19 protein-coding genes and 2 pseudogenes are annotated in these 21,769 nt (G+C 57.8%); 8 read left to right on the top strand and 13 right to left on the bottom strand.

Annotation, left to right across the window (positions count from 1 at the left end):
- Position 1: 1 nt before the first annotated feature.
- The 3 genes from AAFG07_RS34665 to AAFG07_RS34655 are packed head-to-tail and all read right to left on the bottom strand — an operon-like array spanning position 2 to position 4,176.
- Positions 2 to 649, bottom strand: coding sequence for a hypothetical protein (locus AAFG07_RS34665; protein ID WP_342724181.1), 648 nt, complete (start codon positions 647 to 649; stop codon positions 2 to 4).
- Positions 646 to 2,922, bottom strand: coding sequence for a ThiF family adenylyltransferase (locus AAFG07_RS34660; protein ID WP_342724180.1), 2,277 nt, complete (start codon positions 2,920 to 2,922; stop codon positions 646 to 648). The genes AAFG07_RS34665 and AAFG07_RS34660 overlap by 4 nt, the downstream gene beginning before the upstream one ends.
- Before the next feature lie 15 nt (positions 2,923 to 2,937).
- Positions 2,938 to 4,176, bottom strand: coding sequence for a metallohydrolase (locus AAFG07_RS34655; protein ID WP_342724179.1), 1,239 nt, complete (start codon positions 4,174 to 4,176; stop codon positions 2,938 to 2,940).
- A 144-nt stretch (positions 4,177 to 4,320) separates the two neighbouring features.
- Between AAFG07_RS34655 and AAFG07_RS34650 the strand changes: the two genes are divergently transcribed.
- Complete coding sequence (locus AAFG07_RS34650; RefSeq protein WP_342724178.1) at positions 4,321 to 5,241, top strand: WYL domain-containing protein; 921 nt, start codon at positions 4,321 to 4,323, stop codon at positions 5,239 to 5,241.
- A 70-nt stretch (positions 5,242 to 5,311) separates the two neighbouring features.
- Here AAFG07_RS34650 and AAFG07_RS34645 read toward each other — a convergent pair whose 3' ends face one another.
- On the bottom strand, positions 5,312 to 5,815 hold the full coding sequence (locus AAFG07_RS34645; protein WP_342724177.1) for a hypothetical protein: 504 nt from the start codon (positions 5,813 to 5,815) through the stop codon (positions 5,312 to 5,314).
- A 582-nt stretch (positions 5,816 to 6,397) separates the two neighbouring features.
- Between AAFG07_RS34645 and AAFG07_RS34640 the strand changes: the two are divergent.
- Positions 6,398 to 6,493, top strand: a pseudogene (locus tag AAFG07_RS34640) (antirestriction protein ArdC); the annotation flags it as partial.
- A gap of 40 nt (positions 6,494 to 6,533) precedes the next feature.
- On the opposite strand, the gene AAFG07_RS34635 reads toward AAFG07_RS34640, so the two are convergent.
- Both AAFG07_RS34635 and AAFG07_RS34630 read right to left on the bottom strand, forming a co-directional pair.
- Positions 6,534 to 7,595 carry a DUF2252 family protein gene (locus AAFG07_RS34635; protein ID WP_342724176.1) on the bottom strand — a complete coding sequence of 354 codons (1,062 nt, stop codon included), beginning with the start codon at positions 7,593 to 7,595 and terminating at the stop codon, positions 6,534 to 6,536.
- Between the two features lie 8 nt (positions 7,596 to 7,603).
- Positions 7,604 to 8,593, bottom strand: a complete 990-nt coding sequence (locus AAFG07_RS34630) for a patatin-like phospholipase family protein (RefSeq protein WP_342724175.1) — start codon at positions 8,591 to 8,593, stop codon at positions 7,604 to 7,606.
- A 504-nt stretch (positions 8,594 to 9,097) separates the two neighbouring features.
- Between AAFG07_RS34630 and AAFG07_RS34625 the strand changes: the two genes are divergently transcribed.
- On the top strand, positions 9,098 to 11,617 hold the full coding sequence (locus AAFG07_RS34625; protein ID WP_342724174.1) for an MBL fold metallo-hydrolase: 2,520 nt from the start codon (positions 9,098 to 9,100) through the stop codon (positions 11,615 to 11,617).
- Positions 11,614 to 11,946, top strand: coding sequence for a hypothetical protein (locus AAFG07_RS34620; RefSeq protein ID WP_342724172.1), 333 nt, complete (start codon positions 11,614 to 11,616; stop codon positions 11,944 to 11,946). Before AAFG07_RS34625 ends, AAFG07_RS34620 begins: the two co-directional genes overlap by 4 nt.
- Positions 11,947 to 12,128: 182 nt before the next feature.
- On the opposite strand, the gene AAFG07_RS34615 is transcribed toward AAFG07_RS34620, so the two are convergent.
- The 3 genes and pseudogenes from AAFG07_RS34615 to AAFG07_RS34605 form a co-directional block, all read right to left on the bottom strand.
- A complete protein-coding gene (locus AAFG07_RS34615) occupies positions 12,129 to 12,440 on the bottom strand; it encodes a hypothetical protein (protein ID WP_342724171.1) in 312 nt (103 codons plus the stop codon).
- 5 nt (positions 12,441 to 12,445) lie between these two features.
- Positions 12,446 to 13,293 (bottom strand): annotated as a pseudogene (locus tag AAFG07_RS34610) (IS110 family transposase); the annotation flags it as partial.
- Between the two features lie 47 nt (positions 13,294 to 13,340).
- A complete protein-coding gene (locus tag AAFG07_RS34605) occupies positions 13,341 to 13,694 on the bottom strand; it encodes a type II toxin-antitoxin system RelE/ParE family toxin (RefSeq protein ID WP_342724170.1) in 354 nt (117 codons plus the stop codon).
- A gap of 904 nt (positions 13,695 to 14,598) precedes the next feature.
- Here AAFG07_RS34605 and AAFG07_RS34600 point away from each other — a divergent pair.
- Entirely contained in the window at positions 14,599 to 14,943 is a 345-nt protein-coding gene (locus AAFG07_RS34600) for a hypothetical protein (protein ID WP_342724169.1), read from the top strand.
- A 430-nt stretch (positions 14,944 to 15,373) separates the two neighbouring features.
- On the opposite strand, the gene AAFG07_RS34595 is transcribed toward AAFG07_RS34600, so the two are convergent.
- Complete coding sequence (locus AAFG07_RS34595; protein WP_342724168.1) at positions 15,374 to 16,015, bottom strand: SGNH/GDSL hydrolase family protein; 642 nt, start codon at positions 16,013 to 16,015, stop codon at positions 15,374 to 15,376.
- 71 nt (positions 16,016 to 16,086) lie between these two features.
- Positions 16,087 to 16,860 carry an HAD family acid phosphatase gene (locus AAFG07_RS34590; protein WP_342724167.1) on the bottom strand — a complete coding sequence of 258 codons (774 nt, stop codon included), beginning with the start codon at positions 16,858 to 16,860 and terminating at the stop codon, positions 16,087 to 16,089.
- Positions 16,861 to 17,077: 217 nt separating this feature from the next.
- Here AAFG07_RS34590 and AAFG07_RS34585 point away from each other — a divergent pair, with 217 nt between their 5' ends.
- From AAFG07_RS34585 to AAFG07_RS34575, 3 genes are read left to right on the top strand one after another with little or no spacing between them, the layout of a single operon-like run.
- Positions 17,078 to 17,947 (top strand): S1/P1 nuclease, encoded by an 870-nt coding sequence (locus AAFG07_RS34585; protein WP_342724166.1) that lies wholly within the window; start codon positions 17,078 to 17,080, stop codon positions 17,945 to 17,947.
- Between the two features lie 45 nt (positions 17,948 to 17,992).
- Positions 17,993 to 18,442 (top strand): hypothetical protein, encoded by a 450-nt coding sequence (locus AAFG07_RS34580; protein WP_342724165.1) that lies wholly within the window; start codon positions 17,993 to 17,995, stop codon positions 18,440 to 18,442.
- On the top strand, positions 18,435 to 18,971 hold the full coding sequence (locus AAFG07_RS34575; protein ID WP_342724163.1) for a hypothetical protein: 537 nt from the start codon (positions 18,435 to 18,437) through the stop codon (positions 18,969 to 18,971). The genes AAFG07_RS34580 and AAFG07_RS34575 overlap by 8 nt, the downstream gene beginning before the upstream one ends.
- A gap of 524 nt (positions 18,972 to 19,495) precedes the next feature.
- On the opposite strand, the gene AAFG07_RS34570 is transcribed toward AAFG07_RS34575, so the two are convergent.
- Together AAFG07_RS34570 and AAFG07_RS34565 are read right to left on the bottom strand one after the other, a co-directional pair.
- The gene (locus AAFG07_RS34570; protein WP_342724162.1) at positions 19,496 to 20,854 is read right to left on the bottom strand and encodes a M20 family metallopeptidase; all 1,359 of its coding nucleotides are present in this window, start codon (positions 20,852 to 20,854) and stop codon (positions 19,496 to 19,498) included.
- A 5-nt stretch (positions 20,855 to 20,859) separates the two neighbouring features.
- A complete protein-coding gene (locus AAFG07_RS34565; RefSeq protein WP_342724161.1) occupies positions 20,860 to 21,753 on the bottom strand; it encodes a hypothetical protein in 894 nt (297 codons plus the stop codon).
- Positions 21,754 to 21,769 lie beyond the last annotated feature (16 nt).

The raw sequence follows: 21,769 nt of genomic DNA, 5'->3' as shown, positions 1-21,769 counted from the left end.
CTCAACGCGACGCGACCGCCAGCGAATTCTGAACCAGCCGCATGCCGTAGGCTTTTGCCGCGAGACACATCAGGGTATAGGCCAAAACGAGGAAAACGCCGTAGATGGCGAGCGTTTTTCCATCCTGGGCGAACCATGCCGCGACCGGCAGCAGCAAGATCATCAGCAGGAAGTTAATTGTGCCTATATCGCGCGCCGCGAGATACGACTTGTGCGCGTCGAGAACACCGACGTCGTTGGCGTGCTTCCTATATATCGAATAGAATAGCCGGTCTTGTTGGGCTGGATCGATCGGCAGCGCGCCGTATTCTTTCTGAAGCTTGCTCATGTCAACGCGCGAATCCGACGGGCCGATTTTCGTAAAGGCGCGCGCACCGGGTAGAGGATTAGACCATCGCCAGTGAATTAAACGGTCGCGCAATTGTGGCGGTATCAGCCCAAGAAGGACGAGTCGGGTCAACGCGATGAGGCCAAGCGAAATCGAACCCGGCGCTAAAAAAGCTTGCAGCTTCCGCGTCAACTCCGGCTCTACGAATTGAACGATCGGAAAGGGTTGGAAAACAACATAAGCGAATGCTACCGCATGGACAACCAAGGCGGTCCTGATAAGCCAAGCGTTTTGCTCCTTCAGCGATTTTGCAGCGCTCATTTAGACGCCCCCTTGTGCATCAAACTGTAAAGCCGCGTGGGCGCTGCAATAAGCAGCACGGACGGCGGTGGCCGTTCCATCGCGAGCTTTTTCGCCGTCGCGCGATCGAGTGCGGACGGCCCTTGGTCGGCAAGGTGCGAATGCCATGTGCCAACATCAAACAGCGTATTGCCGCTTTCACGATGCCGGGCCTTGATCGCCGCTTTCAGGCCTTGTGTTCCGAGTACAAAACATGATGCGGTCCGCACGCTGTCAGGTGGGGCGTCGATCACGTCAACAACTGTTATCGCTCTAAGTCGTGCGCTGCACATTCCGATCAAAAGGCCGCCGGTTTCGACAGTCGGGTAGAGCGCGACTTCGGATCGGATTTTCGTCAACACGTTTTGGGACAACCGGATGGTCCAGCCTTCCGGACCTTCTATGTCGACGACCTGAAAAGGTGAGACGTCCTGCCGTTGCCACTTTGTATCCGAGGACGTTTCCGCCTTACTGCCGATAATAATCGAGCCTGCGGCAATCGTGTTTTGTGTGCATCCAACGAACTCCTCGGTCAGCGCCGCAGTCATGGCGGACAAACGCATATCGGTCATTGGCATGGTCAGCGCCCCGCATCCCTGCCCGATCTGGACTTCGGTCAGTCCGAAGGCTGGGTCAAAGAGCAGCTTGCGCAGGCGATTGTCGGTTATGCTGGCGTAGAGCTCTGCCACAAGATCAGACAGGGTCGGATTATGAGATGCCCCTTCAACGAGAAGAAAGCCGCCGTCCCCGCGCCCGAATAGCGCGGCTTCTGCAAGGCGCGGTTTGACATCCTTTGCCAGGAGTACAGACAAAGCTTCACGGACACTGAGAGAGGCGGTCGTGTTGATCGCGTAGCCTACTTCCTTTGGCAGGATCAATTTGCGGGTTTCTCTCACCGCGAGGTCTACGACAGCGTCACCCTGTTGCACCGCAGGCTTTTGGCCAAGCAGCTCAAGTTCTTTTGCAAGTTCCGGCGCTTTTGCGTTTGCGCATTCCGCACGCGCAAGAGCATGACGCGCCATGTTGTGGGGGCGCAGGTGCCCATTGTCGCTTACGACAGAAATCTTGATACCGGATCGCGCGAGATGCATCGCCATTTTCGATCCGACGCTACCGCATCCGATCACGGCGACGGGAGGGACCACCGGCGCACCGGAAACATTGCGCAGCAACGTTGCGTTCGTGGCGTCGATCTGCATCACAGGCGCAACCGGCTCATTGTCTCCGGCAGCGAACAGCGACGAGCGCTGTTTCATCGCCCGGATATCGAAGGCATATGGAAGCAATTCTATGTTCGATTTTGATCCAATCAGCGACGCTGGGCGGCGTGCGCACAGAATGATTCCGATAGGGAGGGGAGCTTCAAGGTTAAAACCCCGAAAGCACCGTTCGAGATTATCGAGAAAAACACGCAGCGCACGGCCGCAGTGTAGTTCGTCTGCCCGCTCCAGCAGCCGACGGTAGCTGTCAACTGTCTCGGGCATGTACGAAGCGGCGACAAACTCGACGCCAGTCGGCAATTTATCGGGCCAGATAAGGCAGCACACGGTGTCGCCGGACCAGAGGCCGTTTCGTTTGCGGCGAACGAATAATTCCTTGTCGTCGCGCTTGAGGGGTACTTGTTCTTGACTGGCATTCAGCCACGTCCAGGCGTCCCGGCCGATCAGGGATTCGTCCGTGCCTGATCGTACAAAGTCTGCCTTGAGTACGCGATATCCTCCGTTGCGATCCACGGCCGTCCGGCACGCCTCGGCATCAACTACCATGACATCAGAGAGATCGCGGCGCAGCGTCGGCTCCCAGCCGCGGCCGTGGTGAATCAATGTGCCTTCCGCCGCGCGCTGAAGCCAAAGAACGAGCTGATGCACGAGATGAAAGATGCCAAGTTCAACCAGTCCGAACTGAAAGAAATACTCGCGCTGGCTGCCGTCGACGAGGCAGGGGCGCGGCAGCTGAGTCAAAGGACCTGGTTGCAGGTGCGGAAGATTGCGTGGAAAATCAGAGCGCAAGTAAAAGGATGGAGACGACCAAGGGTAGTTCGGCCATAGTTTAACGGTGACGGCCTCGGTCGTCCGTATGCCGTTGGGGCTTGCGCCATCGACCTTGTAGTCAATCGGCATTTCGACGTTAAGGTCGAGTTCGATGAGGCAGCCGTCGTCAGCGACCTTAATCAATCTTCCCGCGCGGCATTCCGCATGGGTTTGCGCCGCCAGCAAAAACTGCTCGCCGTGGCTGCGAAGCTCTTCCTCGGCCATGCTGCGATTTGCCCGCTAACTGCCTTGATCTTCCCCTGCGGATCCGTGGGGGCGGGCATGCGACGCAGTTGCGCTGATGCCGAGTGCGGGCGCCGCGAGCGCCGCAGCCGTCCCGATCTTACGGACGATGCCACTGGATTTTATCTCAAATGTAAGCGCCATTTCTTTTTCAGCCCAGTATTCGTCGGTGCAGAAAAAGCGCTCTGCGTCGTCATCAAGGATATCGACATACTCCCGCTTGGCGCGTTCGTGAGGCGGATTGTCGTCATCCGCCTTGATCGGTTTACAGCTCGCGACGATCACTGCGCCCTTCCGCGTTTGCGAAAGCGCATTTCGCGCATCACTATCGACTTTGACCTTCTCGCCCAGCTCGCTCCAGCGGTCGGAACTCAGGCTGCGCCACGAGCAATGATGAGGCGGCAGAAGAATATCGTAAGTAAGCCAGTCGGAATTGGTTTTGCCGTGAGACTTCCACAAGCGTTTCCAGATTTCGACTTCGGCATCACCACCGGTCAGATACCGGCAACGGTCGCTGATGCCGCCGCCCCTGAGAGAGAAGCGAAGGATCACTGAAGACTGGTTGTGCCGAAGGGTCTCCTCGTCGTCTTCATCTTCCGGCGGCAGCGGTCCGAGAAGCCTTGCCTCGAATGCGCCGTCAGCCAGGCGGTTACAGGCTGTGAGCCTTGCGTTCAGCTTGATGACGATGTCGAGAATGTCGTCGGTCTTGCCGTCAACGTCTTCGCCCATGATTAAAATGCGGTCCCCTTCGCCGGTCGACGAGCCTTTTTCACGGAAGAGCGCGACGCGCCGCCGTGCTTCCTTGGCCCAGGCCTTGGCGTCTTCGCAAAGACTCTCTCCGTTTGCGTCCGCCCGCCGGAAAACAACGGGCGATGACCACATCTCGCGGATGAGTATTTTGTCGTCTTTTTCCTTCCACTCGCTTGGCGGCCCGAGATGAAAGTGATTGCGAAGGCCGGTGATGTGGTCGGAGTGGGGATGGCTCAGGAGGAATCCGTCGACATAAAGTCGGCCGGCGTCGTCTCGCTTGAGCCGCCCTTTCAAATCCTCGGCTACGTTCGGCATTTCGTGGTCTTCATCGTCCGCGTCGGTGCGGATATTGATGTCGATCAGCAGGTTTTGGCCGTTATCAAGACATATGAGAGTCATGGCGCCGTTGGAAACGGGAAAGAGGGTGATGGAAGCAGTCATGTGATGCGTCTCTGTTCTTTCTCTCAAGTTGTTGATGTTCTTCAAATGTTTCCATCCGGACGACCTCGTTTCAGAAGGACGAGGTTGCCGGCCCCCGCGTCCATACATAAGATATGGGGATAAGCCGGGTTTTGGTCAAGTAACTAGACGCGAGATTCGGTGGAGAATCGAGTTTTTGGAGGGATCCATATGGAGGACGGTGGCGAACAACTGCGTTGGGGGGTTCGCCGACGGCTCGAGTTCATCGATTTCCGCCTCTTTTGGGATGGTCGCTTCAATCGGAGCGACTTGGCGGACACATTCGGCATCTCGACGCAGCAAGCGTCCGCCGACATCGCCCAATACGAAAAGCTCGCCGCCCGAAACCTGCGCTATGACAGGGCGGAAAAGGCGTACACGCGAACGGAGGCGTTCTCGCCCGCCTTCATCGGCGAGACGATCGAGCGCTACCTGCTGCAATTGGTCGCAATCGAAAACCGTTGGATGCGTCCAGAGGACACCTGGTTTGACACCATCCCGCCGGTCGAGGTGCTGACGCTCGGTCGGCGCTCCACCGATCCGACCGTGCTCTTACGTGTACTCGACGCCATCAGCAAAAAATTCGAGATTGATATCGAATACGCGTCATTGACGGGCTCCATCCAGCCGTCGCGGGCGATAGCTCCTCATGCCCTCTCGCACAGCGCTGGCCGCTGGTACGTCCGCGCCTGGTCACGCGAGCACAACGATTTTCGCGACTACAACCTCAACAGAATTTTGTCCGTGTCCGATCATCGGCCTGCGTCGGTCGATCCGGCTTTGGATTTCGAATGGGTTCACATTATCAATCTTGTGATCATTCCAAACCCGGAGCTAGCTGCGGAGCACCAAGTCCGTGTTGCCGCGGAACACGGCATGAAAGATGGCCGCCTCATTCGTCCGTGCCGTCTCAGTCTCAGCTTCTATCTCATGAGTGAATACAATCTGGACGTCGAACCCGGTGTTCTGAAGCCGCAAAAGCAGCAGATCATTTTGCAGAACCGAGACGAGGTGACGCAAGCCCGCGCACTGTCGCGAAAGATGTCGATTGAAGCTCTTGCAAGAATTTCGGCATCCCGGTCTTCCACATGATCAGACACGGACGCCAACGTCTGCTGCTACCGCTCGAGGGTTGTCGGCCATCATGGTCGTAGTCGCAACTTTACTGTTCGGGAGCCTCGCGCGTGCTGACCACGCGGAAGGGTCCGACACTGATCTTCTTATGGTGAGCCTCGACCAGGAAACCCGCCATGTTTCTGTCGGTCATCTTTCGCTTTTCTTGTACCCATGGCATCAACTGCAACAGGATGCACGCGATGGCGATCTGTTCGTCTGCCACTTGGCGCGAGAGGCGAGGCCGCTCATCGATCCAGACGATTACCTCGCCAAGCTTCGATCTGCTTTCCAATTCCGATCGAGCTACCAAGACGAGATCGATCGGGCGACAGACTTCGGGATGTATCTCGCCCGATTTGGTGACGAACTCAACGCAACCCTGCTGACCAAGCGTGCGCTGTGGTGCATCCGCACAATCCTCATCGCCAGAAGTGCTGAACGGCGCGATCCCGTTTTCGCGCCGCAGCGGCTTGCTGGGAATACGCAATCGGCAGCGGCCCGCGACCTTCTGACTAACCGGCATGTCCATCGCGAAAGTGCGGCGGTCCAACGACGTCTGCGTAGTTTTCTCGAAGATGAGACACAGTCGGACGGGGTCCTTGAGACTGCGGACCGTGCGCATTTCATCGAGAGGTTTGATGCGACCTCAAATAAGGTGGCACTGCAGACGCTCCGGCAGGAGCAAGAAAGCCGAGCGGGCTATTTTGAATGACGCGCCTGATCTGGGGCCGCAGTTGGCATGTCCCGCTGGATTGCTCGTCGGAGGACAGATATCCACGCTGGCAAACCCAGCGGCAGTGCCCGGTCGGATAGCGTTTGTGTCGCACTGCTTCAAAAAGCAGCCGCCACCATGCGCCGCCAGCCAAAACCGCAAAGGTCCATCCTATGTGCGCTTCGTCGCGTTCAGATGGTCTGACCTGCCACCTGGAGGTCAATAGTCCGCTGATTGGAAGCCGTTGAATCGATCTCGAAGCATAGCCGGGGAAAGCCTTCGCCTGCGGCCGAGCCAAGGTCTCGGCCGACCCCTTCTGCGGGAACGCCCCGCAACGCCCCGATAGCGAGAGTGCGGACCGGGATCGGCGCGGGTTGAGAGCTGGGGAGAGGCCTCCGGCGCACGTCGCGGAGACCCGCGATGTCCAGAAAGTCCGCCACCGCTCGCCCCGGATCGGACCAAGCGAGCCTCTATGATCAGATCTTCGCCGAGCTGGAGGCCGGTCGCGCGCCGTGGGATAAATCGCTTCCCAACTGCGATTCGCCTGGCTGCCTACTCAACTCTTTTCGGAATCCTTCCATTCTTGATAGTCCGCTTCAACGAGCGCGATCAGCGCCTTCGCGGCCGCATGCAACCAGCTCCCGTCGCGCCCCTTGAGGTCATCCACTATCGCCTCGGCTATCTCGGAGCTGTACGCGTGGATTGATCCAACTTCGGATCCCATTGCTCTTAGCAATTTGGAGTCCAGCTTGCGGTCGAATTCCGGACTTCTCTCGATCTTACGAGCATCGGGCGATAGGCGACGAACAATGAAGCCGTTGCGCACTCCGAGGAAGGGATCCGGCGACCGTGTCGAAGCCTTCGCAATTTCTTCAAACCGGCTCGGACGTCCGGGATTTCCCGTGGCCCATTCCCATCCGGATGGAATGAGCGCTTTAGCCTCGCGAACGATCTGGCCGCCCTGCCAGCCCGCGATAACGATGAACCGCGGTCTTCCGAGGCTACCTCCTCCCTTTCGGCGTCGCGCAAACCGCTCGACCCGGGCGCTCGCCGGCAGGCTACCAAGCAGTGCGGAACGCGCTTCTTTCGGAGGGTCGGCGTCAGGACACTTTGTAATGCCATCCCAAAAATCATCGCGCTCATCGTCAGTTACCGCGACGTACTTCCTCATCCAGCGCTCGTTCTCATCCAGAATCGTCGGACCAGGGTACTTCAAGCCATGTTCATAGCCTTCCAATATCGCTGTTGCCGCGTCGATGTTTGCCAGTCCGAATGAGGCGAGGCGAACGCTGACCGCGAGGCGCAACAGATCTGACCCGTAGGGAATATACGAGGCGTCATCGTGATCATTGATGCCCCAGACCAATCGGACCTCTGCATCTCGCCAAGTGCCAAAGTTTTCGACGTGTGCGTCTCCTACAGCGAGTGGAGCCGGCATTTTCAGGACGTCCGCAGCTGCATGTTTGAGGAAGTAAGGCCATCGGAAGAACGTCGCTCTCAGGAACAGAAAAGAACTTTCCTTCATCCGCTCGTGCTTGCGGTCCAGGTCGTCCTCGACGACCTCGCATTGGGTTCTCATCCAACTCTCATATGAGCGGTTAGCGGCCAGGAATGACATCTACGTCCCTACACTTTCGGCAGTGCGCTGAAATTTGGCGCGGAGCGACGAAGTACGGGAACCCGGCTCGCGTCGATTGCCGCCGAGGCGTGCGCGTATCCGGCTTCCAACAGGAGCCGTCGCACCCCGTCAGGAAACTTCGTCAGGCGCGTCGGCATGCTGGCGGCGCGTTCTGATAGTTCGGTCGGGAACGGCAACGCAATGTTTGAACCATAGCTGCTCACCGGAGTGCTTAAGCCCCAGTATGCGACATTGCGCGCTTGCGTTCTGTTAAGGCCGTTCAGTATGCGCACGCGCGTGTTGATGCCCTGTTGGAGCGAGATATCCAGAACGCGCCTGAATTGCGAATACCAGTTGCTTGCAGGGCGGCCGGAAGGTTGTGTGACGGCACCGCCATCGCTCACGAGAAGCGTCCGGTATCGCTTCCATACCAGTTCGCGACCCAGATTGTCGTAGACACCGCCATCCGTGAGCACGAGCCTGGCCGAGAACGCCGCATCTATCGTGGCCGGTGACAGAAGTGGGGGAAACCCGGCTGATGCAGCGACCGCAAGAGCGAGGGGAAGCCGAGGGGCCGTCCATTGTCCGACGCGCCATTCGGCTGAGTAGTCCCGCGCAAAGCGCCACAAAACGCCGGTCTGCAAGCTGGTCGAGGTAAAGACGAAGCGGGGCCTCTGGGGCAAGTCCTGCAGGGTCTTCCTGCGGAAAACGACCCGGTCATAGATCCACGCCGCGACATTCGCCGCGTGCACGAATGGGAGCAAGCCGAGAGCTATCGTCGGTATATCGACGCGCATTCGGGCAAGCCGCAGTAGAGGGATGGAAACGGCGTCGTGGAAATTCTCTGCGAAGCCTTGTGAATCGAGGCGGAGCTCAGACCAGCCCGAGGCGAGTATGCCGGCGGCCAAGGATCCTCCGGAGACACTTGATATTCTGTCTATTCTGGGCAGAAGACCGAGCTCGTTGAGGCAGATCAGACTTCCGAGATGGAAGATCATCGCGCGAAAACCGCCACCGCACAGGCAGAGGGCGATCCCCTCCTCAAGCTTCTTTCCCTCCAGGACGTCCGCAATCGCGAAGTCCGCAGCAAACCGTCCTGGCTCACGTCTTCGGTCATTCTAGCGCTTGCTGGAAATCGATCTTCGGACTGACGAGCAATCCCAGTGACACAGCATCATTTTGCGTCCTTCTCCGGCCGTCGAGATCGGCCGGTCGGCGAAACGAATACAATAATAAGCGCTTGAAGTAGGTAGCGATTGTAGTACGATACAACCGCATTTGAGAAGCATCAAGTGATTGCTGGCTTGTTTCTTCAAGCATTTGTCGTGATCACCCCCATAGATGCCGAAGCCCAAAGCGACGACCCGATAAGATGACAGCTGGAGATGCGCGTCACGAAAGTGTCTTGAGCGCTGTTGTACCGATTTGAGCCTGCACGGATTCGACTGGAAAGAGCGGCCAGTTAAGCGCGAGCGTTGTTAGGGCTTGGGAAGGAGCATTTGATGAAGCTGTATTTGTTGGATATGGGCTCGAAAATCTATGGAGACTGCATTGTCGCCGTTGAGGGCGATCGAAGCATTCTGATCGACGGAGCCCATCCCGGAGATTGGAAGTCGAGCGGAGATACACCGTCGATCCCCGATCAGATCGCTGAGATCCTCGGTGAGCCTCCGTTCAAGGTCGATCTGCTCGTTGTCACCCATTGCCACTCGGACCACATCGGGTGCCTGCCCAAATTGGTGCAGGACGGTACGATTACCTTCGAGCAGGCCCTCGTGGCCGACGAGAATCTCGGATTTCCGACGGACGGCGAGGACGCGCCGCTTGATGGCGAGACCGCCAAAGTGGTGGCTGCAATCGTTGAAGAGCCGCAAGGCGACCTTGACCGGGCGGCATTGGACCAATTCCTCACCGATGCTGCCAACCTGTCAGAAAACTATTCGGCGATGCTGTCCAAGTTGAAGGCCGACCGCACAAAGATCGTCCGGTACACCGGCCCATCTGCAAAGGTGACCCAGATCGAGAAGGACTTCGCGGACTTCAATCTGAAGATCCTCGGTCCCAGCGCCAATCACCTGAAAATTTGTAGTGAGGAGCTCAAGAGACTCAAGACCAAGGCCCGCCGCGCGAGCGACAGTTTGCGGCACGCGGATGCAGGTCTGGACGCGGCTGATATCTACAAGAGGTTGTTGTCGGGGGCCGGTGTCAAAGGTGCCGATGCAGCCACCGATGACATACGCGAGTATCTCGATCGCGTCGGTCCAGGAGCCGCCCTGAACGACCAAAGCATCGTGCTCAGTGTCGGCAAGGCCGGGCAGAGAATCCTGCTCACCGGAGATATGCAGCTTGCGGTCCCGGAAGTTCCGGGACTGGACGACGACATGGCCTCGATGATCGACGCCATCAAGGAAGGTGGGCCGTATCAGTTCGTCAAATTGCCCCACCACGCCTCGTACAATGGTTTCGACGAGGATGTCCTGAAAGCCTTTGACCAGGCTCAGGCGTTCGGAATCTCGACGGGCAGGGGAGATCCCGGCCATCCGGATCCCGGCGTATTGAAGCTGCTCAGGAGCATCAGCGACAAGTATCACTGGGCGCGGACCGATCGGAACGGAGTCATAACGGTCTCGTTTGTACGCTCCAAGCTCAAGATCGATATTGCCGAGGGCGACCTCGATGATCCTACTCCGAATGCAAGGGACGTGGCCATCACCGAGGAAGGCGAAAGTCCCGAACCACAGGGGGCCCCGCCACCGCCGCCTGTACGGCGCGTCCTGTCAGAAGCGGCTCAACCTCCCGCAAAGCGCGGAGAGGCGGTGGTGCGCCGAATCGCCGGAGAGGAAGTCGAGATCATCGCAAGAATCCCTCACACCAAGACGAGGGTGACGATCACCGTCGAGATCGATCCTGCGGAAACAATTGCCGTCGCCGCGGCGGCTCCGCGCGATCCTGTAAAAAAAAACATTGATCGTCTGCCGCCTCTCCTGTTTGTCACAAATTCAAAGCGCCTGGCAGACAACATCGGCCAGAAGGAGGCGGCCGGGATTCTCGACACGATCCGCCCAAAACAGCCGATGGTGGATCTGGCGGGCGAAAATGATGCATTCGCTGCGATTCAGCGGGAAGCGCGCAATGCAAACGTTAAAGGCGTTGTCATCGTTGGAGGCTACGACGTCGTTCCGTCCGAACGCTATGACACACTTCCACCGAGCCTGCGTGCCAGCATCGGGCCGAGCGCCATGAATGATCCGGACAATTTTATCGTCTGGAGCGATCAGAGCTACGGGGATCTGGATGGTGACCATCTCGCCGACGTGCCAGTCTCCAGGATACCGGATGGGCACACAGCGCACCTTGTGCAGGCGGCGTTCGAAACCGCTTCGCCACCTCCGGTCAACCGTTTTGGCCTTCGCAACTTTGTGCGCCCGTTCGCAGATCAAATCTACTCTGGGCTCCCGGGCGCCGAATTTATGCACACCTCCGAGCTGGTGCGCTCGGATGCCATCCCCGGCGATCTTTCGGCGAAGCACATCTATCTCATGCTCCACGGGTCGGATACGGACACCTCGCGCTTTTGGGGGGAGACCCAGGGAGACATGCTTGAAGCGATGACAGTTAACAACGTCCCCGCTCCCTGCGGAGCGGTCATCTTTGCCGGATGCTGCTGGGGTGCGTTGACCGTACGTACGCGCGCTTTAGCCTATCGGGCCGGCGACCCTATTCAGGTCGTCACCCCAGCCCAGTCGATAGCCCTTTCATTCCTGGCGGCAGGCGCCAACGCCTTCGTCGGCTGCACCGGAGCGCACTACTCCCCCGTCGATGGCGACCTCAACTTCTTCGGAGCACCGATACATTCAGCATTTTGGAAGCAAATTCTTGCTGGGAAACGCCCCGCCGAAGCGCTCTTTCAAGCTAAAATTGACTACATAAAGGGCATGCCGCACGGCAGGACCAAAATCGAGGAAGTCGCGATTGAAAACAAGATTCTGAGACAATTTACCTGTCTTGGACTAGGCTGGTGAAAGACTATATAATGGCGACCGACCCATTTACGACAGGTGATGTCATGGCGGGAAAATCGGACTTTTTCAGTGGCCCGCTCGAAGGCTGGGAACCCTTGGATTCACCTCCAAAAGGGCGGGATTCGAGTGCTCCGCCCTCCAAACCTGACAGAGTAGCTCAGGAATGGACCAAAGTTGCTCGGAAGTATGCCGCGGATTCGGCCGGTTCCGGCTCGTCTTCCGAACACGCCACACTGGTGCGGGCAAAAAAGAAGGGCTCTCGCGATACCGACGTGAACGCCAAGACCTTTGTGCTGTCCGGAAATAAGATCGTCGGGTCACAGGGCTAGTTGCTGCAATGCAAAAGCAAAGAGCCGCCGCCGAGGGTCCGTCTCGGCGGCGGCTTCTTTTGTGCCAGTCTGGCAGTCTCGACAGCGCTTAGCTTCAAGGAATGAAGTAGGCGGGATCCGCGACCTTGAATGTCATTCGGCGGGGCCTCCGGCTAAGTCACTCAGCTGGTCGGCCACGTTGGCTATGATCGTAAAGCCTTGCTCTCGATATCAGCTCCTGCTGCCGACGTGTATTTGACGACGCTTCCCGCTGACCCAAGATCGCGAACGTAAATGTAGGCAAAGTCATCCCGAATGATCCGCGGCCAGTTGGACTGTGACGTCTCGTCCTCGGCAGGAACGTTTGTGATGCAGGCGACATACTGCGGGTTCAATCCAAGAAGCTCGGACGCCCGGTTGCGCACCGGTGGTGCCGCCGGCGTGGGAGCAAATCCGGAGGACGCTGCAGCCGCCGCAAAGGCGCTGTCGGTGGCCGATGCGAGCCAGTCCGCCATCAGAGAAAACGGCTCACGTCACCGACCTCGGTCGCGAATGTCACTGCGACGACCAGATCGACGCCGCGCAATGTTTGAAGCGCCCGCACGAGCGGCTCCAGAGACCAGGTCGAGACGAACTCTTCGATCGTGCGCTCGAGCCGGTCGACCCGGTCCCTGGCGACGCGAACTGCTTCGACCATTTCTTGTAGCGCTCTGATGTGCGGGGTGGTCGAACTGTTGTTCCTGGAGCCAACGAAAATAGCGCATCGTCCAGCCCTTTTTGCGGGGATAGGTGCGGCCATGCTTGAGCATGAAGGCGCTCACCTGCTGCCGGTGGATCCGCAGCGTCTCAACCGCTGCCGATCGAGCGCGAACGAGGTCGCGCATCGCTTCGTGACCTTCATCGGGAACCCATACAGCCGTCAGCTCGCCGGCGCGTAGCAGCCGCGCGAGAGAAACGGCGTCCCGGCGGTTCGTGTTCACACGATCACCCGGCTTCCTTGGGATCAGCGACGGCGCCCACCACCGTGCATTGGTGGCCGAGCGACCGGATCAGGCGATAAAGACCATAGCCAGTCGGGCCGGCTTCGTAGCAGAAGTGGACGCGGTCAAACCGGCTGGCGATCCGCCCTAAGACGCGGCGCATGTTGGTGGCCGAAGCATCGACCTCGCCGAAGGACCGAACCTCCCCCTCCCGGCCTGCATCCGCAATCGCGACGGCATTTCTCGGCTTGGCTACATCGATTCCGACGAATGCTTCCTCATAATCTGCCACGGCTCGTCCTCCTGTGATGAGGATCGGCTCGGTCCGCCCGAGCAACCCTCGGACGCGCGGTGTAGGGCGAGCCATCTCATCGGCAGAGGCGGACATACGGTCTTACGATTGTTTAGCTCTGTTGAGCCGTATTTCGGCCTGGCCTATTGACGGAAATGCATACTCGTGTCGAGGCGTTGATGTAGAATGCGGACAATGTGAATTGCTCCGGATGATCGGCGATAAAAGATCAGATGAGGGTGCACGACGACCGAACGCAATCCGGCGATGAGGTCATCGCGTAGGTGGCTCCAGTTGGGGTTGTCCGACAGGCGCTCAAACATCTCACCTAAGTTGTCGATCGGCTTGTTCTGGCGACCACTGTTCGCACTGTAGTGCCAGATATCCAACAGATCTTCTTGAGCTTGTGCAGATAACGCGACGGCGCGCTTATTGTCGTTCATATTGCGCGTGACACAGGCCGCAATCGCGAGCAAACAGACCGAGAGCTGCAACACTCATGGCTTGTATCGAAATGGCGCGCCGGTCAATGTGGGTAATTGAAAGTCGGTGAACCGAGCATCCAAATGGCTGACCGCGCAACCTGCTTGCTGCTTGGTTCAATTCTGGAGCAGGGTCTTGAGCTCGCCATCCTCTCGCACTGCGTACTAGGGTGGAACACTCCTGAGGCGGAAGCCGAACAGAAATAATCGTTTAGTGGAAGCGATGACGGCTCCATGAACTTCGCGGTCAAGATTCGGATGGCTTACGCTCTCGGCGTTTACGGACCACGTATGAGAGATGATCTATTGCGATACGCCACATTCGAACTTTCGTTGCGCACGACAGAAGTCATTTGACCTTCGACGACAAAGACGTATCCGCGCTATGCGATCAGCTCAAATGGATTGATAATTTGCCAAGGGGTGGAGTCGTAGGCGAGAGGCCATCCACTCCTCGCGAACGCTACATCGAGACGGTCAAAAACTTCTTTCCATTCTTTACGGTCGGAGTTGGAAAACCTACTAGGTATTCAACCGCGATAGACCCGTTTACCAAAATGTTTGTCTAGATTGTTCACCGACGCCGCGTGCATAGACCGGATGCGGCATTTGTCACAACCGGCTCGTCACTGCAGGCAAATAGGGTATGTCCAAAAACCCGCACTGCGATCACTGCGACGAAGAGTTCCCGCCAGACGAGGTGTTCATCCTCTCTGAACCGGCCAATGGCGGCGAGCTACACTGCAGGCGCTGCATTGAAATCAAGCTCCGCCGCGCAATCGCAACTTCTCCAATAGCGATCTATGACGTGGCTGGTAATATTCGGTGGCTGCTAATCTTCATATCCAAGCGCGTGGCCCACGGCGCGTCAACGACGGCACGTAGCAACTTGTATTGACTCAGGAGAGAAGCCGGTTCGGTGGCCGTCGAAGCGACGGCTGGTGAGTTGCGCTGGCTCCGTTGGGGCAGGACTTTCCGCCTTGCGGCGCCCCGTGGTTTTCGGCGCGCCGGCGAGCTGGACTGGGCCGCGGTGTTTACGCCGCTGGCAGCTGTGATACCGCTGACTTGTCGGGGCTCCCGTCTCGATGACGCCATCAAGGACTACGAGACGATGTCGGGCAAGTTCACGAATATCAGGGATCGTTTCCGCCAAGCGGCACTTGTTCATTTCCAGAAGGCGTACCCCGCGTTTGAGGCTATATATTCGATCACCCGGCTTGAAAAGGCGCGTGCGCAGCTTGGCTCCCCCGAAATGGTGTTTTAAGCCAGCGCAGAGACACATTCAGGCCGGACCATTACACTCGCGACTACGACCATGCGATCCAGCGGCAGTCGGGAAGCTGGCGTGGCCTTCGGCCGGGCTTTAAGCTTCACCCGGAGCCACTGCGCCATCTTCGCCTCTCGGCTCACAATCCCTCACGCATGGCATAATGCGCTCCTTGCCGGAAGTACTCGGCCACGCATTTGCCTGCGGCATCGCTATCACTGATGCGGCGCGCCGGGTGCCTTCTTAACTGGTCTTGCGAATGCAGTCGCCTCGGTGCCCGCGGTCATTGCATGCCCGCGTCGCTATCACTGCCCTTTCGTCGGCTGCCCTTGCTGGTCGAGCTTCCGCTGGGTGGCGGCGCTTGATTTCGGCCTTACCCTCTGAGGCACGAAAATCAGGTGGAGGGATCGAGGTCTTCGTCAGACGATCACTCGCTGGTGACTCCAGAGATTATGCCCTCGCACAAGGCTTGGGCGACGCAATTGTAGCTCCAGTCATTCTGGTGAAGCCAGAAGCCGTCGAAGTTACTGATCATCTGGTCGAATCGTACGCCGTCGTTGACGTGCCAGTAGCGCATGATCTCAAAGCGCCTGAAGAGGCCGATCCGGCGGTCCGAGGCAATCTGTGCAATGATATCCTGCATTTCCTGGGTACGGGGCTTGGGCCGATCCTCGTCGAGCAGTGCCGGGGCGTATTGCAAGTTCATCAAGACGACGTCAGTCTGCGTTGCTGCGAGTCGATCGAGGCCCCGGAGAATGGCATCCCGCACATCGGCCAGAACGTAATCCTTTTCCTTCCAGGCCCCATTGGTGCCGACCTGCCAGATGACGAGCGGCGGGTTATGGGGAAACACGTCCTTGTCGAACCGTGCTTCCTCGTTCCCGGCTTCCTCGCCATCGACCCCGCGATTGAGCACGTGAATTATCGGTCGAGCAAATCGGGCAGCAAAGGCGGCACATAGCCTGCCGGGATAGCTGCTCGCCTCGTCCTTGGCACCTTCGCCTTTGGTCGACGAAGAGCCGATCGCGACGATGTTGACGTCGGCGGCCTCCTGGAGCGCGGCGCGCATGTGATTAAGCTCGCCCCCGAGTTGGCACAAGTCCTGGGGTGTATGGCAGTCCAAATCAGTCATCGCTATTGCTATGGTATGAAATAGAAGGGATTCGGCACTTTAAACGCTTGACCCGTATGTGCGCCACTGAGGTCGCTTTGCTGGTCTCCCACATTGACTATGATGTGGTATTGCAAGTCGTCCTCAATGTGAGCCCGCATCCGGGTTTTGTATTCGGTGACATTTGCACCCGGGGACGATATCGGCCGCATGAATAGCTCTTTCCAACCGTCGTAAGTAGCCTGCTTAAGATTCTGGATTGTCGCGGCCCGTAGATCGGGGCGGTCGGAACGACCGGTAATGAAGAATATCGTTACGTTGAGTGACTTTGCCGTGTTGAAGAGATCAAGCGTCGGCGCCAGGGCTTCTGCGCGAGCGCTGAGTTCCCATGCCGTGTCCCCACAGGCTGCTCCGGTTTCTAGCGTGCAAGTGCCGCCCGGGATGAAGGCGAAATCGTCCAACTCGATCTCGAGCCAGTTTGAAAGCGATGTTTCGTCGATGTCGAGAACGAGAGCCGGGTTCTGGGTTTGCGAAGCCTGCTTTTGAAGCTCGTCCTTCGCCTTGCTGATGACGCTGGCGAATTCCTTGTCATAGCCGCCACAATACCGGTATTCCCGCAGCACGTCCTTGAGTTGACCGATATTGGTCGGTTGCAACGGATCAATCGTATGTTTTTTGGCACAGTCCCAATCCCGCGCCTGCGCATCCGGCGTTGCCCAGTGCGCGGAAAGGGCAAACCCGGCAGTGATCAGAAAGTGGCGCGAAAAGGTCGCGAAGCACGGATGAAACGCAGCAAGGGTCACCTATTGCTCCTGTGTTTCGCAACGGACGCGACCGTACGCCGACCGGTGCAAGTGACGACAGGGTACGCCGTTCATTCCAAAAATCTACTCTATCAGAAGGTGTATGTTTAAAAAATTTCGAGTAAGGTGGCCCCTCGTCATATTGCTTCATATAGACATCGCGCTATGGTCGTTTGATAGTTGTATTGCATTATTGCTTCAGCGCGGAGATTGCCCCGTGAAGTCGTCCCGTATTGCCCTTTCTCTCCTGAGCGTCGCCATCGCAGGCTTTGCAAGCCCCGCCCACGCGTGGGGCCAGCTTGGTCACTCCATTATCGCCGAACTGGCGCAGCGCCATCTCAGCCCCACAGCTCTCGCGAACGTCAAGGCCTTGATCGGCGAAACGTCCTTGGCCTCCATCTCGGTTTGGGCGGATGACTACAAGTTCACGCCCGCCGGCAAGCAAACGTATCGATGGCATTTCGTCGATATCGACGTCGCGCATCCGAACTATGATGCTGCGGTCGATTGCCTCGAGAAGAATGGTAAGGGTACATGCATCGTCAAAGGCCTTCCGGCCGCCATCACGATGCTGAAGGACAAGTCGCTTTCGAAAGAAGAGCGCGTTCTAGCGTTGAAGCTTGTTGTACATCTCGCGGGCGATGTCGATCAGCCCTTACATGCCAGCGAACGGACCGCTGACGAAGGTGGCAACAAGCTATACGTGACTTTGCAGGCGAAACGTTCCGATGGCTCCGACTACACGAGGTCTTCCACCTTCCACAGCATGTGGGACGACTCGCTCGTCGATCTTCAAGCCTACTCTTGGGGCGGCTACGCCGACGCCCTCGACACCACGCCGCTGCCAACCGTCGACGCCCCTCCATACGACGAGGCAAAGGTCGCCGGCTGGGCCAACGATACGCATGCGATCGGCATCAAGGCATATCAGTGGCTACCGCCCGGAACGCCGGTGCAAAATGACAAAGATCACCCTGTGACCATCAACAACGATTATCCCACCTCGGCAAAGGCGGATTTGGACAGCCAGCTGCTCAAAGGAGCGGCGCGGCTGAGGGCGATCCTGGATGACGCGTTGAACCAGTAAGCGGATCGACGGTACGCTGTACGAAGCTCGCGGGGGTAAATTACGATGCCCATGGACATGGAAGCATATCTAAAGCTGGCTGGTGTCGGTCTGACCGTGGCCGGTCTTTTCTTTACCGGGTACCAAATTCGCGAGGCGAACCGCACGCTCGTCTTCACGACCGAGCAGGGTGTTTACAAGGAATCGCGCGATATTCTGAAGTTTCTTGCCGACAATCCTAGCGCCCTTGTTTCGGCGCAGGCAGATGACATTTCCAATCTGGACGCTAAGGATCGTGCGAAGTTGTCTTCGCAGATCGGGGTTCTTCTCAATTTCTACAACTCCATGCTTGTCGATAGAAATTCGGAGTATGTCTCTGCGGAATTCCGCAGGAGCCTAATCGCTGATTTTTGCATTCTTGTCAGGCTACCCCAGATCAGCAAGCGTCTGCCCGATAAGTCCGACGGGCCGTTCCAGACGCTCGCGCGCATAAGACGGAGTGATTGCCATGCGTAGACAATCGCTAGTTGTTGCTGGCGTCGTTCTCCTCCTTCAGGGCACGACGTCCGCGAGGGCTGAGTTTATTGGCAATGCGTACGGAGGCCAGGCTGAAGAGACGACGCGGTCGGCTGCGGCCCATGCCTTCACGGGACATGAGAGCTTCTACGCTGGCATGGCACAGCTCGAAAAGCGATCCACGGGCGAGGCGAAACAATTATTCGCCAAGTCGGTCTCGGAGTTCCGCGCAAGCCGGGAAGAATATTCGCGTGCAGCGCCGATATTAAGGGGAAAGCCTTTTGACATGTCTCGGCTTCAGGCGCCTGAGCAGCAATTGCTGCTCCAATTTCTCGGTCCCTTCAAGGCTACTCCTGCATCCGATCAGAGCGATATGCTGCAAGCCTTTGCCGACTCGTTTGGTCAAACTGCCGCCATCGTGGAGAACGCCAGCGTCGAGATGACGTTGGCAAAGTTCCGCCAGGTGCAGGCTGAGATCAACCAACAGATTGTGGTCGGTACCCTCATCTCGCGGGGCCTTGGACGCTAGATCGCCTCACTTTCGAGTGGGTGACGACTACGCCAGCGCCGTGATCCGCGCGGCGCTACGCTATTGCAAGAAACCAGTTTGCCGGGGATATACACGACTTGGCTGAGACCAGGATGCCAAGGATGTTCTGTGGCAGCCGAAAGATTCTTTTGACCGGTCCGACAAGTGCTTGCAGCGCGACAATCTCTGGGAAAATCTCACGCGGCCGTTACTTTGCCCCCGCGCTTGCCAGCCCCGGTTTCGAGCAGGGCGACGCACAGCCCCATTCCCACAACGTTATGGATCCGTCCGCTATCTAAGACGCATCTAGATTTGTCGACGGGCCACCGCGACTGCAGACGTTCCCACGTGTGCTGGCCTGAAGAGAGAAGTTACAAGGACCATATGAAAGCGGTTCGTGAACCGGCGGCAACCAATAGGACAGCGAGCTTTAATCCTTCCAATATCGACACGCCAGCACAATGATAGGGTGATGAAACCGCAAGAATACACCCGCGGCTGATCTTGAGGCGTCTTCCGGTTGCCTACTGCCAGTCCATTTTGCCGGCGGTCCCGATAACTGCCAACGTCGTCATGAGACGAAGCCCGTGGGCGAAAATATCGGGGTGCGCGTCGAACTCCTTTGTATGCACCCCCGCGAGTCCGCGTCCGTCCTTGCTAACTCCAATGGAGAAGTACAGGGCGGGCATGACGCCGGTATAATATGAGAAATCTTCCGAGAACATGCCACGCCCAGGGTGCGTATCGAGCATCCCAGGCCATGTCCGCCCGAGAGGCGCGATGATTTGCTCGAACAGCGCAGGGTCGTTTCGTGTCGCCGGCGCACCCGGTCGGACCGCCCAGTCGTAATTTACTCCCGCCTCCGATGCCATTCGCGAGACTAGCAGATCGAGCTTTTGCTCAAGTGATGGCTCGCCGTTCTCGCCCAGGGAGATATTCTCGAAGCTGCGAATGGTGCCGCTGACATCGGCATCCGCGGGGATAACGTTACCCGCATTGCCGTCGGCGAGGAATTGCGTGACCGAAATGACAACAGGCTTGTTAGCGATATCCAGGTGACGGGCCGGATATTCGGACAGCTCGATCGCCATACGGGCGGCAACGAGCGGCGTATCGCTGCCCTCATTGGGCGCTGCCGCATGCGATCCCCTGCCCTTGATCTTGAGATGAAAGTAGTTGCTCCCGGCCAGAGCAAAGTCTGGCGCGATGCCGATGGTCCCGATCGGCATGCCGGGCGCGACATGCTCGGCGAAGATGGCTTTGACCCCGAGGCGCTCGAGGATCTTCTCGTGCACGATGTCATCGGCCCCACCCGGAGTTTCCTCCGCCGGCTGGAACAAGAAGACAATCTTTCCTGAAAAACGCTCCTTGTTGGCGATCAGAATGCCTGCGGTGCCGAGCAAGATCGATGCGTGAATGTCGTGACCGCAATTGTGCATCAAGCCGTCTATCTGTGAGCGCGGCATGTGAGACGTTGGCTCGACCGCGTTGCGCTCGAGGGGGCGGGCGTCCATCTCAGCTCTCAACGCAATAGTTGGGCCCGGCCTGCCGCTATCAAGAATTGCGATCACGGCCGTCGGTGCCTCGGTCGAGGCGATAAACTCGGTGAATCCAAATTGCTTCAGCGCATCCTCAAGATAAGTTTGCGCCTTGAATTCCTTCTTTCCGAGTTCGGGATGCTCATGCAGGAACGTGTAGGCGCCCTGTGCGGGTTCGGTCATCGATGCGATTGTGGTCGACAAATCTGCGGCGGTTGCCGGTGTGCAGCCAAGAAGCGCCAGCAGGCCGAGTCCAATGATCGTTGTTCTTTGCACCGGTGCCCCCTCCATAAGAGGACGAAATGGTTCGTCGAGTTTCGTTCCAGTCGCGACGAGCCGATCCACTCGGGCTAACGTTGATCGCAAACCACTGTCGCCAGATAGGCTACGTTCGGCGTAGCCACATTGGTGAAATCAATGTCCATCGATCCGCCGCCGAATGTCGCAACCGTTCCGGATGCATTGAAATTGACACCCGGGATCGCAATCGCTGCCGTATTAATCTCGTCGATGGTGCCAAGGATGCTTTTGACTGCATTGCACATTCGCCCGAATTGATCGCCAGGCCTACATTCCGCTGCTCGAAAGCAATTTGCGAGCTTCTCATAGATCGCCTCGAGCCTGCTTGCGACCTCGTTCAGCTTCTGGTTAGCCCGTTTCAGCCGTGCCGTTCCAGCAATCTCGCTGAGCCGATCATTGATTTGATCCCCTGAGAAATGTTGCAGCCGCAGCTCGCCAACTATCCGGTCGAGATCTGCTTTAGGTTTTAACTCGTCCTGTGCCTCCGCGATCATGGTTCGGCCGTTGCTCAGTGTGTTGATCGCACTCTTGTAAGGTGAAGGGGCTTCAAGCGTTGACGAGGCGGGCTGACCAAGTATTTCGTTGATGTATCCGTCTGCACGAGCCTTCTGCTCGTACACACGAATGAGAGCCATGGAGGCAACAAAAGCCGCGGTGGCGCAGAAAGCAAGGAACCCCGCGAACATGAAGAAATGAATACGCGAGCGCAAATACTGCTCGGCGGTCATTCCCTTTGGAACGATGCGACCCGTTTCAATGCGTATCGCCTCCAGCCGATCCTCCTCCTTCAGCTTCTCGATTTTGTCCATAAGGATTTGGAAACGCTTCACCCGCCACGCAATCAGTGTCCAGGCGAGCACCGTTGCCAGATACGCGATAAGGGCCAGAGGGCTCGCCGCCGCCGCTGGTATGGCATTTAAAAAAGCGCCAATCTCTTCGATCATAATATTTCTGCAATTA

Source organism: Bradyrhizobium sp. B097, assembly GCF_038957035.1.
Lineage (GTDB): Bacteria > Pseudomonadota > Alphaproteobacteria > Rhizobiales > Xanthobacteraceae > Bradyrhizobium.
Note: the sequence above shows the minus strand (reverse complement) of the source record. Positions and strands in the feature narration are given on the sequence as shown.